This window comes from New Jersey aster yellows phytoplasma (genome assembly GCF_002554195.1).
Classification (GTDB): Bacteria; Bacillota_I; Bacilli_A; order Acholeplasmatales; family Acholeplasmataceae; genus Phytoplasma.
Genome location: NZ_MAPF01000049.1, coordinates 1 through 12,525, shown reverse-complemented (window position 1 = coordinate 12,525; position 12,525 = coordinate 1). Strand labels below are relative to the sequence as shown.

At 26.1% G+C, this 12,525-nt stretch carries 15 protein-coding genes and 6 pseudogenes; 14 read left to right on the top strand and 7 right to left on the bottom strand.

The window, feature by feature from the left end; translation table 11 throughout:
* Positions 1–337 precede the first annotated feature (337 nt).
* On the bottom strand, positions 338–487 hold the full coding sequence (locus BBA70_RS02005; protein ID WP_160122698.1) for a hypothetical protein: 150 nt from the start codon (positions 485–487) through the stop codon (positions 338–340).
* Between the two features lie 25 nt (positions 488–512).
* Positions 513–956 (bottom strand): annotated as a pseudogene (locus tag BBA70_RS02000) (DnaB-like helicase C-terminal domain-containing protein); the annotation flags it as partial.
* A 618-nt stretch (positions 957–1,574) separates the two neighbouring features.
* On the opposite strand from BBA70_RS02000, the gene BBA70_RS01995 reads away from it, so the two are divergent.
* From BBA70_RS01995 to BBA70_RS01980, 4 genes and pseudogenes are all read left to right on the top strand, one after another.
* A complete protein-coding gene (locus BBA70_RS01995) occupies positions 1,575–1,913 on the top strand; it encodes a hypothetical protein (RefSeq protein WP_049749268.1) in 339 nt (112 codons plus the stop codon).
* A 269-nt stretch (positions 1,914–2,182) separates the two neighbouring features.
* The gene (locus BBA70_RS01990) at positions 2,183–2,461 is read left to right on the top strand and encodes a hypothetical protein (RefSeq protein ID WP_252861557.1); all 279 of its coding nucleotides are present in this window, start codon (positions 2,183–2,185) and stop codon (positions 2,459–2,461) included.
* Between the two features lie 1,391 nt (positions 2,462–3,852).
* A pseudogene (locus BBA70_RS03965) lies at positions 3,853–4,107 on the top strand (phase variable surface lipoprotein); the annotation flags it as partial.
* 279 nt (positions 4,108–4,386) lie between these two features.
* Positions 4,387–4,599, top strand: a pseudogene (locus BBA70_RS01980) (DDE-type integrase/transposase/recombinase); the annotation flags it as partial.
* Here the strand turns inward: BBA70_RS01980 and BBA70_RS01975 are convergent.
* The 5 genes and pseudogenes from BBA70_RS01975 to BBA70_RS01955 all read right to left on the bottom strand — a co-directional run bounded on the left by BBA70_RS01975 (position 4,533) and on the right by BBA70_RS01955 (position 5,859).
* On the bottom strand, positions 4,533–4,727 hold the full coding sequence (locus tag BBA70_RS01975) for a hypothetical protein (RefSeq protein ID WP_252861556.1): 195 nt from the start codon (positions 4,725–4,727) through the stop codon (positions 4,533–4,535). The pseudogene BBA70_RS01980 and the gene BBA70_RS01975 sit on opposite strands and share 67 nt — an antisense overlap.
* A 28-nt stretch (positions 4,728–4,755) precedes the next feature.
* A pseudogene (locus BBA70_RS01970) lies at positions 4,756–4,986 on the bottom strand (hypothetical protein); the annotation flags it as partial.
* Positions 4,987–5,024: 38 nt separating this feature from the next.
* Complete coding sequence (locus BBA70_RS01965; RefSeq protein WP_187321645.1) at positions 5,025–5,168, bottom strand: hypothetical protein; 144 nt, start codon at positions 5,166–5,168, stop codon at positions 5,025–5,027.
* A 13-nt stretch (positions 5,169–5,181) separates the two neighbouring features.
* A complete protein-coding gene (locus BBA70_RS01960; protein WP_011412474.1) occupies positions 5,182–5,514 on the bottom strand; it encodes an HU family DNA-binding protein in 333 nt (110 codons plus the stop codon).
* Between the two features lie 60 nt (positions 5,515–5,574).
* Positions 5,575–5,859 carry a single-stranded DNA-binding protein gene (locus BBA70_RS01955; protein WP_041639852.1) on the bottom strand — a complete coding sequence of 95 codons (285 nt, stop codon included), beginning with the start codon at positions 5,857–5,859 and terminating at the stop codon, positions 5,575–5,577.
* A 140-nt stretch (positions 5,860–5,999) separates the two neighbouring features.
* On the opposite strand from BBA70_RS01955, the pseudogene BBA70_RS01950 reads away from it, so the two are divergent.
* The 10 genes and pseudogenes from BBA70_RS01950 (at position 6,000) to BBA70_RS01910 (ending at position 12,507) form a co-directional block, all read left to right on the top strand.
* A pseudogene (locus tag BBA70_RS01950) lies at positions 6,000–6,600 on the top strand (sigma-70 family RNA polymerase sigma factor).
* 44 nt (positions 6,601–6,644) lie between these two features.
* A complete protein-coding gene (locus tag BBA70_RS01945; RefSeq protein ID WP_252861555.1) occupies positions 6,645–6,839 on the top strand; it encodes a hypothetical protein in 195 nt (64 codons plus the stop codon).
* On the top strand, positions 6,823–7,668 hold the full coding sequence (locus BBA70_RS01940; protein ID WP_187321644.1) for a DNA adenine methylase: 846 nt from the start codon (positions 6,823–6,825) through the stop codon (positions 7,666–7,668). Before BBA70_RS01945 ends, BBA70_RS01940 begins: the two co-directional genes overlap by 17 nt.
* 33 nt (positions 7,669–7,701) lie before the next feature.
* Positions 7,702–8,037, top strand: a complete 336-nt coding sequence (locus BBA70_RS01935) for a single-stranded DNA-binding protein (protein ID WP_011412659.1) — start codon at positions 7,702–7,704, stop codon at positions 8,035–8,037.
* Between the two features lie 179 nt (positions 8,038–8,216).
* Positions 8,217–8,507 (top strand): HU family DNA-binding protein, encoded by a 291-nt coding sequence (locus BBA70_RS01930; RefSeq protein ID WP_011412658.1) that lies wholly within the window; start codon positions 8,217–8,219, stop codon positions 8,505–8,507.
* Positions 8,508–8,817: 310 nt separating this feature from the next.
* Positions 8,818–9,426 (top strand): hypothetical protein, encoded by a 609-nt coding sequence (locus BBA70_RS01925; RefSeq protein ID WP_011412657.1) that lies wholly within the window; start codon positions 8,818–8,820, stop codon positions 9,424–9,426.
* Between the two features lie 119 nt (positions 9,427–9,545).
* Positions 9,546–10,675: pseudogene (locus BBA70_RS01920) on the top strand (AAA family ATPase).
* Between the two features lie 2 nt (positions 10,676–10,677).
* The gene (locus tag BBA70_RS03800; protein ID WP_011412654.1) at positions 10,678–11,400 is read left to right on the top strand and encodes a hypothetical protein; all 723 of its coding nucleotides are present in this window, start codon (positions 10,678–10,680) and stop codon (positions 11,398–11,400) included.
* 222 nt (positions 11,401–11,622) lie between these two features.
* Positions 11,623–12,162, top strand: a complete 540-nt coding sequence (locus BBA70_RS03795; RefSeq protein WP_308495564.1) for a hypothetical protein — start codon at positions 11,623–11,625, stop codon at positions 12,160–12,162.
* 108 nt (positions 12,163–12,270) lie between these two features.
* Positions 12,271–12,507, top strand: a complete 237-nt coding sequence (locus BBA70_RS01910) for a hypothetical protein (protein ID WP_252861554.1) — start codon at positions 12,271–12,273, stop codon at positions 12,505–12,507.
* Positions 12,508–12,525: the final 18 nt, after the last annotated feature.

Genomic DNA, 12,525 nt, shown 5'->3' with positions numbered 1-12,525 from the left:
AAACTTAAATTAAAACTTAAAAAGATTATGAAAAAAAGATATTAAAATATTAAATAAAGTTGAATGTCAATATTGGTATAGATATCTTGAAAATAATTATATTCAAAGTTTTCAATTTTCTCCTTAATTTAATTTGATTAAATTAGTTTAAATTAAATATTTTTTAATTAATTTTGCCGTCTAATTATTGGACGGCTTTTGTTGTTGGAAAAAAATAAATAAAATTATTTATAAATTACAAAAACTTAAAAAACTTTAAATTATTGAAATTATTAATGCTATTATATAAATAATAAGAAAAAGATTTTTTTTAAAAGAAACAATATTTTGAAAAAACTCAGTAATCGCCTACAAAAATCCCTTGATGAATGGGACAAGGAAAACGATATTTGGGATTGAATTTTGGTGGTATTATATTTAATTTTTTTAATAAAACTGACATAGGGAAGTTGATTTGAATATTTTTTATTTTTTCTTGAAAATTCATTTATTTTAACTCCTAGTTTTTTTGATTAATAATAAGTTTCTATTTTATAAGGTAAAACATAACCGATTTCTTGGAAGGTTTGAGTGGTCATTTCAAAGTGATAAATTAAGGTTTTTTTGGTACCACTTCTATTTTTTTTGATACATACTTCGATTATTTTTTGATTTTAATCGTCATTATAGTCTGAATATAGTTCTTCTAAGGTTGAATTATATATATTTATGGGCTTTTCTTTGTCTTTGGATAGTTTGGGTTTGAATTCAGACATCATTAAGACGATATCTGAGTTAGTTTCAATTCCGCCACTTCCTTTTAAAGCTGTTATTTCTGTTGATTTACCTTGATAATTGCTGTATGTATCTCTTGAAAATTGAGATAAAATGATAATAACAATGTTTAATTCGATGGCTAATTTTTTTAATTTAGTCATGATTTCATCAATTGCTAGACGGTCATTTTCTAATTTGTTTTAATCAATTATATTAATCCTTAAAAATAAAATATAACATTTATTCTGTTTAATCCAATTTTTGTTATTAAAAAAAGAAAGATAAAGGTATATTTTTTTTTATGTTTTATAAATGCAAAAATATGTTATAATAAAAATTAGATATTTCTAAGAAAAAAATACTATTAAATTAAAATAATTTTTAATCCTTTATTTTCTTATTTATTATCAGAAGTTATCACCTACCCCCCTTTTTGAAGGAATTATTAAAGCTTTAGAAAACGCCGAACTCCGTCATGAAATCAATAAACTCAAATAATAAACCAAAGACGAACAAAAAGCCCATGAAGCAACTAAATAAGTTTTAGAAGACAAAAAAGAATTAGATATGATGAAATTCAAAAAACTATAAATTCCCCAAATAAAAATCTATAGTAGCCTATTCAAACCTTTGACTACAAAAATTATCGCCGCCGCGAAGAAATTCCTATTTTAAATAAAACCAAATTCGAAAACATTGAAGAATGGTATGAAGTTAATAAAAAAATGCACCATGATTTAAGCCAAATACACCTTTAATGGAATCGGTTATTATCAACAAAAGTCAGATAAAAAACCAATATCGGACCTTTTGAATTGATGACCATAAAAGATCGCCTCCTAAATCCAAAAAAAACCCACCGACCTCGCCCATTCGTCAAAAACCGTCATCCTTTTGATAGGCGGCATGAAGATGGCGATACTTATGATATGACCATAGCCAATAGAGCAGATGATAGTCAATTATATTTGTATGTAAGCTTAGAAAAACAAATTCACAAAGTCCCAGGTAGTAACTATTTAATCCTTCACTTCAACCCAAAAAGAAAAACTTTATCTCTTTTTCAAGATAAACAGAACAACGATAAAGTTCAAGAATCTGAAAATAATAAAAGAACTAACTCTGAACTGAGACTGATGATAAATAATAGGTGTTGATTTATTTTCTTTTTTAGGAATTATTTAATTTTTTTAACAATCAACAAGCAATAAAAATAATAAATTTAAATAATAAGATTATTATTTAAAAAATTAACAAATATAAGAATTTTTAAATTAAAAAAATAAAAATCAAAAAATAGCAAATTTATATTAGAAAGTTTATTCAAAAAATGAATTTAAATTTAAAAAAAGTCCACTATACTTCATTTTTTTTATTTATGATATTTTTACTTTTCATATTTATAAATTATTCTCAAAAATCTAATTTGGTTTATGCTGGTCAAGTTTATTCAGAAATTAAAAAAACAGATTCTTCGGAAAAATTATTTGATTCTTCAGAAACAAAAATTGAGCTTTTAAGATCTCAAATAGATGATTTATCAAGAAAAAGAAATGCCATATTAAAAGAAATTGCTAGATTAGAAGAAACATTATCATTTCATTTAGAAATTAGAAATAAGAAAAATCCTAACACTTCAGAAAGAAATTCAAGTTTTTTTAAAATTTCAAATATCTTTTTTAAAAGACAAAAAATCTTCTCTTAAAAAAAATTTATATGAAATAACTTTAGAACAAATAGATTTAGAAATTAAATTAAGAAAAAAAATAACTTGTAAATAATTTTATACTTAATAAACTTTTAAAATTTTGATATTCATAAAAATAAAATTATTAGTTTTTTCTTATTAAAACAGATTGCTAAAAAAATTGACAATAAATATCCGAACAATATTACAAAAACCAATATACAACAAAAAAATTTTAATTCACAATATAAATTTTAAATCATAAAGCAAGGCCCTTTTAGGGTTTTTTATTTAATAAATATTTTCAATTGGTAAAGGTCATAATTTTAAAACATAAAATACTGTTAAAAAGTATTATTACACATTATTTTGCCCTTTAATAACGTTTTACATAATTTATTTAAATTATAAAAAAACCTCAAATAACATAATTAAATTGTTTTAAAGGGAAATATTTTGATTAAAAAAATTAAGCAGAATAAATAACAACTAAGACTCTATTTATTAGATTCTTTTTTTTATTAACAATTTACATGAAAAGGAGAATCAAAAAAAATTCAAAAAACCATCCTAACCCAAAGAACATCACAATGGCACCTCGAAATCGTCAGAACAAGTAGTCCATGATAAAATATTCGGCACTACTTTTAAAAGCAACAAATAACCGAACACAGAAACAAAACCGAACCCTTATCACTCATTTTATTTGAAAAAGCCATTGAACTAAAATTCTCTGACAACATCTTTACGGATGATAAAGTCCAAATGTTTTCAGCCTCACTTGATGGATATAACTCTAAAACCAACACTTTATTAGAAATCAAATACCCTTATGTTAATGAAAACAACACCATATCAACATCTTGGAATGGTTTTTTAAAACCAAATAAGCCCCATCAACTACTGGTCCCAAGTTCAATGTCAACTCTATTGTAGTCAAACTAAATTCACTTACTTTTTTGGTTTATTTCAATGACACTAATTATCATGTAGTGCGAATTTACCAAAACAATAACTTCATTAATAAAATGATTGCAGATGTTAAAAAAATATTTATAATTACTACACAAAGTAAAACAAGAATTATCACAAAAAACTTATTTAAAGCAATTAAGCAAAATAAAATACAACTAAGACCTTCAAATAGAAGTTCTTTTTTTATACCATTTTTTACGAAAGGAAAAAATATGAATTTATTAATAAAAATATTATCTTTGTTTTTAAATCTTTGTTATTTTGTATTCTTATTTTTATTTTGTCATCACATATTTCTTCTTTATTTGCGCTCTTATTTTGGTTATTTTATATCTCTCATTTTATAGATAAAATAATTGATTTTATTTTTTCAGGTTAATGGGTTTTATTATTGATGTTTTTTTCATCCTATTATAGGTTATATTAAAAGTTCTAAGAGTTACATTAAAGAATTAATAAGCAAGATAATTATAGACAAACTAGACACTTTAAAATTATATAAATTAGATGACAAAAAAAGTAGATAAATATAACAATCCTATAAAAACAAATTATAAAAAAGGATTAAATGTTATTTATTATCAATTGGAAGATTCAAAACACATCAAATTATTTTTAACCAAAATAAACAGGGCTATCGGGTTAAAAAAATTATGTCTGGTTGTTTATCAAATTTTAATAAAAAATAAATAAACAATTTATTATTGCCATCTTATTACCATTTGACCCCTTTAATTTTTTTGTCAAACCCAAAAATTTTTAAGGAGTGATATTTTATATATTATATCGATAATGATAATGATACTCTATATTTGATATTATCGTTGTATCTTTTATCTATCATTATTATTTTTCGATATATAAATAACTCCCAAATTTCCTTCCATTATTAAAAGAGTTGTTTAAAATTAACCAAACACAATTCCCTAACGCGCTTCAGCGCTAACAAAAATTATAAAATCGCCTACAATATTCAAGATTTTATATCAACAGCCCCTTTACAAAAACTATTTACCGACATAACTTATTTCAAAACTCCCCAAGGATTTTTATATTTTTCTTGTATTATTGATTCTTTTAAAAAACAAATCATCGCTTCCCATACTTCAAAACATCAAAATAAAGAATTAGTTTTAAACACCATCAAAAAATTACCTCCATTAAAAGAACCTTGTATTATAATTGGGTAAGTATCGTTGGGATTGAATAGTTGAAGAAAACTGAAAAAGAGATATTTAAATACAAAACATAAACCAGTAACAAATAATGCCCCCGATACAAAACCAATAGTAAAATTTGAATCAGTCATTTTGATTTTCCTTTCCGATTGGTGTGTTGTTTTTTATTTCTAAAGTTTGAAGTTTTTTATTAGAAATAGTTTCTTTAATAAAAACAATTATATTTGTAATTAATTTGAAAATAGGTTTAAAACCAGTAACTATTAATATTGTAAATAGAGTTGTTTGGATTCCATCCAATCTTCTTTCCATGATTTCAGCAGTGGTAAATCCTTTAGTGTAATTTAATAAAAAATTGCTAATTATTGCAAATATTGAAAAAATCCACATTATTTCCTACTTTCTTAATAATTTTTTATAAATTTTATTCATTTGTTTTTAGATAATTTCTTTTTATTTTTAAAGGTTTTATGTAAATGATGTAAATTTATCCATTTACCTTTGGGAGTTTTGGCAGTTGAACGGTCTTTAAAGTAAGTTCCTCGGTATGCTTCAGTCATTGCGTCGCTCATGTTATTTCTCCTTTTATTTTAATTGAAGTTTTTTGACTTCGTCTTTGATTGGTTTTGACATTTTAAAACTAACAACCGTTTTTGCAGGTATTTTTAAATTTTTACCAGTTCTTTTGACTGTTTTTTTGCCTGTTTGTTTATTGATGATGAATTTAGTTTCGGGTGTTATGTGGGCTTTTCTAGTTTTTAAGATGAATTTGCCAATTTTAGAGGATAAAACTACTTCTTCATTTGATGTAATTGCTTTAATTAGAGCATTCTCAAATGAATTGTAAAACTCTTCGGTTTGGGTTATTGAGGTTTTATTTACCTCAGCTATTGATTTAATTAATTCTTTTTTATTCATATTTTTTTCTCCTTTTGGTTTATAAAAAAAGTCCCTTTTGGGGACTTAATTGTATTAATATTATTTGGATTTGTTGTCTAAAAAGATGACGTTTTGGATAATTACTTTGGTGGTGGTTCGTGTTTTACCTTCGTTGGTGGTATATTTTGGGATTAATAATGCGCCTTCTGCATATATTTTTGAACCTTTATGTAAATACATACTCATGTTTTCAGCTTGATTACGAAACACTACACAAGGGATGTATTGCACTTTATCCTTGTTGTTAATTGCTAAATTGAAATCTATTTTTGGGATTTGTTCGTTGTTGCTATTGATATGTTGTTTTTCTAGGTTATGGGCGATATGAACTGTTCCAAAACTTTAGACACTTTTTGCTTTTTAAAAATTCTTTAAGACTAACTATTAAGTTAGTCTTTTTTTCTTTTCAAAGACTAAAAAATAATTTCCTATCTTTTCTAAAAATATTTTTAGAAAGGAATTAAATGTTAAGAGAAAAAATATTTAAAGATTTTTTAAAAAATAAAAAGAATTTAGAAATTCGTAATCAATTAATCGATTTACATTTGCCCTTAGTAAAAAAACTAGTTTCTAAATTTAAATATTATCCATGCGTACTTCAAAAACAAGATTTATACCAAGAAGGAGTTTTAGGATTGATCAAGGCTTTAGATAATTATGTAGATTTAGGTTATGACTTTATCGCTTATGCGACGCCAACTATCAAATCAGACATCAGAGAATCAATAAGAAAAAGTCATTCACCTTCCGTTCCTCAAAAGATTCATAAAACCAATAATCCTTCTTTTCAAGAAGAAAAACATACATGGCATTATCAAATCCTTAACCCTAATCAATTATGGTTAAAACAAATTCATCATGAACTCTTTTTAAAAAAGCTAAAAAACCAAATTAAGTAAAAAGGAGTTTAATGTCATAAGATTAAATTTTGGAGTTCCTTTAGGAAATATCAACGAAGATTATCAACCTAGTTATTCTAATCACGAAATAGCCCAAATACTAAATTTAACCTTAAGACAAGTAGAAAATATTAAAAACATCGCCATCAATAAATTAAAAAAATAAAAAGACCCGAATAAGGTCTTTTTATATTAAGAAAGGAAATATCAATGAACTTAAAACCTAAAAATATTTTAATTATCTTAACTTTAACCTATATCGGTTTTATAATTACAAATCTTATGACGTTATTTTTTGATTTTAATTTAGGAATCAAAGCTAACACAACGATAAGCCTTATTTCGGATATTGTCTTTTTATTTTATTTATGGATTAAGGAATACAAAAATGCAAAAATTCATTAATTGGGTTGGTTGTAAAAAGAAATTATTACCACATCTTTTACCTTTAATTCCTAAAAAATTTAAAACTTATTACGAACCTTTTTTAGGGAGCGGCGCTTTATATTTATCCTTAATGCCTAAAAAAGCCATTTTAAACGATAATGACACACAACTCATCCAAATATGGAAAAGTATTTTATATAATCCTCAAGATTTTTATAATAAAGCATTAGCTTTTGAAAACTTTATTTATCAATATCCCAAATCACAACAAAAACAACAAAAAGAAGCTTTTAAAACATTATTAAACCAATATAATCATTTATTAACTAAAAATAAAAATAGATCAACCAAAGCATCGCTTTTCTTTATTTTAAGTAAATATTGTTTTCGTGGCATTTTAAGATACAAAGATAATACATCCTTATATACAAATTTTGGTTATAAGTCTAAATATAAAACTAGCCTATTAAATTTAAATGATTTATTCTCCTTACAAAAACATTTTCAAAAAAATAAACATGTCTTGTTATGTACTGATTATCAAAAAATAATTGCCGCCACCAAGAAAGATGATTTTTTGTTTATCGATCCACCTTATTACAACGGCAAAAACATCACTATATCATCTTTTGACAAAGGAGTTTTTGGTTTTACTGAACAAGTTAAATTATTCAACTGTCTCGAAAAAGCTGATAAAAGAGGAGTTAAATGGTTATACACCAATTATGATACTCCCGAAATTAGAGCATTATTTAAAAATTATTACTTCCAAAGTATCAAATCTAGTACTAGCCATAATTTGACAAATAAAAACAATAATCATGAAATCATTATTACCAATTATTAAAAAAATAAAAAATAAGAAAAGAGAAATAAAATTATGTTAAACAACATTCAATTAATCGGTCGAATTACACATGACCTCGAAAAACAATACATTAACAGTAATAACGAACAAATTACAAAAATAGATTTTCAATTAGCTGTTAACCAAACCAAAGACAAAGTTCAATATATTCCTTGTGTAGTTTTTAGAACCCAAGCTGAAAATTTTCATAAATACTTACATAAAGGATCGAAAATTTATCTCGAAGGAACATTATCCATCCAAAAATATACCAATAACGAAGGCCAAAAGAAAACAAATACAAAAGTGATCGTACATAAAGTCATCTTTTTAGATAATAAATCTCAAACTGATAATTTACCATTTTAAAATAAAAGAACATTGATATTAAACATCTTAACTTTTTAAAAGAAAACCAGAAAGGAGAATAAAAAATCATATGAGCGACGCCATTACTGAAATCGCCCGCGGTACTTACTTCAAAGACCGCAGCAAATTAAAATCTAAAACTAAAAAAATAATAAACCAAACAAAAAGGAGAAAAAAATATGACTAAAAAAGAATTAATTAAAAACATAGCTGAGGTAAATAAAACCTCAATTTCAAAAACAGAAGAATTTTACCATTCATTCGAACATACCCTAATAGAATCCATTACTTCCAACGAAGAAGTAATTTTATCCTCTAAAATAGGTAAATTCATCTTAAAAACTCGTAAAGCCTACACTGGTAGAAATCCCCAAACAGGCAAAAAACTCAAAATCTCTGCGAAAACCGTTGTCTCTTTCAAATTATCTAAAACCATTAAAGATAAAGTAAAAGATTTAACATTAGAATAAACCAATATCAACCAACAAAGGAGAAATTAAATATGAATAAAATCATTAAGAAAAAACAAAACCCAATACTCACGAAACAAACCAAAACCAAGAAATAAAAACAATAACTAACCCCAAACAAGAAAATATAACTATTATCCCAATAAAAAAACGCAATTTATTAAAAAAATAGCTTACATAACGATCATTTTACATTTTATTTTACAAGTCATTATTATTTACTACGATAATAAAATTCCCTGGTTAACAACAGGAATTAATAATTCTCTTGAATTGATTAAATCTCTCATCCCAGGAGGAACTAAATAATATGAATAAAAAAATAAAAAACAAAAATAAAATATTAACTATTATCACAATTATTATCGCTATCTTTTTCACTACCACATCCATTTTCGCTTTAACTAATTACTTTTCTAAACAAAGAAAAGAAAAAATTCAATTAATGAACAATCTTCCTTTTTTCACTATTGAACGAACAGGCGGCAATAATGAAGATAAAACCCTTTTACCAATTCCCATTCCAAACTTAAACGAACAAAAATATAATCACTTAATTACGATCGAACACGAAGCAACTCTTAACTCCGACGGAATGGATATTAATGTTCCTTTATATTTGAAAATATCAACTAAATATGACACGCTTCAAACTTTTACCAATCCTGAAAAATATTTAAATGTTGGTTTAAAAGTGGATAATAATGATTACAATGATACTAAACGCCCACAAATAAGATTAAATGATAAGGGCATTGGTTCACTTAAGATCCAAATTAGCATCGAACAAAAAGAAATCATTACTAATAAAAACCCTCAATTAGAGTTAATTTGTGATTACGAATTAGTCGATTCCCAAGGAAAAGCCTTCGACGGAGGAAGTCAAACAATCGAAAATAAAATCTCTAATTTATCATAATAAAACATCCAAAAGACCAATCATTAATTGGTCTTTTTTTTGTTAGAAAGGAACTAAAATGACTATCAAAAACAAATAATGAAAATTCAACTAATTTAATAATAATCATCATAACATCTATGGTCTTATTTTTAAGTACTTATGTTTGGATTCATCATCAAACTTTAACAGAAACTGAAAAAAATCTCATAACCCATCATAAAAAATTAGAAAATCAAAATAAAAATCTCCAAGAAATGAAATACAAACTCCAACAAAACAAAGATATAATTCAAAACCAAATTACCAATACAAATAAAGAATCACAAGAAGAAACAAAAACTAATTTAAAACAATTAAATAATCAAGAAGAATCATTATTTACTCCTTCTAACAACCAAAAATTCCCTTCTTTCAACCAATTAATCGGTTTCAAAGAAGAAAAACAAGCCGTAGAAGGTTTTATTGATTACCTTAACAATAAAGAAAACTATACCAATATTGGTGAGGTTGATTCGCCCTTAGGCATTTTAATGTATGGAGTTCCTGGTACTGGGAAAACAACCTTAGCCAGAGCTTTAGCTAAAGAAACTAATCTCCCCTTTTTGAAGTAAGTAGTGCTATTTTTTCACAAACATATTGTGTAATAGGTCCTAGAATGGTAACAGAATTATTCATCAAAGCACGTGAAGAAGCTCAAAAAGGAAAAGGAGCTATTATCTTCTTAGACGAGTGTGAAACTATCTTTACAGCCATAAACACTTTAAAACCTGGATCTGAAGATGCAAATATCGTTAACCAATTCAAAACCGAAATGACATCATTCGAAAACAACAAAGACAAACCAATTTTCATCATTGGCGCTACAAACCATATCGCCCAAATCGATGAAGCTATCAAATCAAGATTCACTTATAACATCGAAGTTAAACCAGGCAATAAAGAAGAAAGAAAAGCCTTTTTAGAATTCTTAATCAACAAACGTAAAAACCCTTACAGTGAAGAAGCGAAAAAATATTTATACAATATTATCAATGAATCCTTAGAAAGGTTACCAGTTAACCACCAATTTAAAAAAGCCAATCGTACTCTAGAAAACCTCTTAAAAACAACAGTAGCAACCTTCGCTAAAAACCGAGGCCAAGGAGAAACACGAAGAAACGAAATCAATCAAGAAGATTTAAAACAAGCTTACAAAATGATAATCTCACAAGATGACACCATTTTAAACACTATCGAACAAGAAATTAAAGCGAAAGGAGGTAAATAATTATGAAAACACCTTTAGACTTAATTAAAACTTATCTAACCTTTAAATCTTATTTCACTTGGTTTTTAATGGCTTCCGCCATCTTTGGCATCGTCCTTTTCTTTAAAAGAAAACTTTCCACCAACCAAACAACATACAACAACCATACATGGAAAGGCTATTTAACTTATTTTTTAATTATTATCGGTATTTTAAGTTTCATTTACTTATGTTTCTTTCATAAACCAAAAGAACCATCTAGTAAATACGCAGGCCAATTAGCCCAAGAAATTGATAAAGCCATTGATAAGTACGATGAAGTCATCAACAATTACCAAGGACTAAAAGATAATTGGGAACAAGAATTAACCAAAGTAGAGGTCGAATTAAAAAAACTCTATGAAGAACAAAAAATAACCCAAGAACAAAAAGAAAAAATCAAAGAATTAATAAACCAAACAGAAACAAAGATTAACGAAATCAAAACTCAAAAACAAGAAACTGAAAATAACATTAATGTCTTAAAAGAACAACTAAAACAAAAAGAAGAAGCATTAGCCAACAAAGAAAAAGAAATAAAACTAACAGAAAAACAAATCACGGAATCGACTGATTTAACTGAAAAAGAAAAATTACGCACTAAATTAGATATCCTTTATGACAAAAAGATTGCATTAGTTAAACAAATTACCGAAATAAAAAGCCAAATAGGAACATTAGAAATAAAAATAAAAATCCTTAACTAACCAACTCGAAGGCGCTGAAGGCTTGAAAAATAATTTAAAAAAAGATTTAATGAATTAAACGCTGATGAAAAATCTTATTTTAATTTAATCCAATCCGTCGAACAACGTCGCGACGACATTCAAACAAACATCAACCAAGTAAATCAAAAAATTGCTGAAATCAAATTAGAACAAGATTTATATAAATCTCTAAAAGAAAAATACCAAGCAATGCATATTCGAATGCAAACCTATGAAAAAGAAAACGAAGCATCGGCTGGTAATATCATCAAATGGGGATTCAAAACCTTTGACAAAATAACTGACTTAATCCCTGCAAAATATGGTATGAAAATCATAGGCAAATCGATTACTTTTACACGTAAATTCTCACAAGGGATGACGAAAGCCACTTTAATTCTTCACGAAGGACACCGTTTATGGCATATGTACAACGAAGTAGCGAATGAAAACAAAGAATCACTCCCAATGATTACCAAAGAAGCCTTAGAAATGTATACCAAAGACATCGACCGCGACCTAGCCAAAATCGACGCCGACCACAAAGACTACCAAAAAAAACTAGAAGAATATAATAATCGAATGAAACAAGAAAATATACAACAAGAACAACTAGAAATAAAACTAGAACCCATCGACGAAGAAATAAACACAATCAAAGAAGAACTAAAACTTCAAAACCCTAACTACACAAGAACCCAAAAAAGAATTAAACAAACTAATCAAAACAAAATACCTGAATTAATATCTATCCCAGCGTAAAAAAACTTTTTCTTTAAAATTAAAACAATAAAAATGTTATAATAGCAGTAATTAATTTCTTTAAAAGATAATATCAATTACTCCTATTATCGGAAAGGCTATGAAATGATGAACTTTTTTAAAAAATATCGGATAGCTATTTTAATTATCACCGTTTTAGTCATTTCTTTTATTATTGGAATTTTTGAAGGTCTTTACGAAACCAAACAAGAACTGAAATCATTATCAAATTTTCATGAAGAATTAGATAACAATCCAAAAATAAATCATCCACCAAGAACCAAACGAGACATAGAACCACCAAAAACCAATCAACTCGAAGGTGCTGAAGGTTTGAAAAATTAATTCTATTAAATCTTTCGA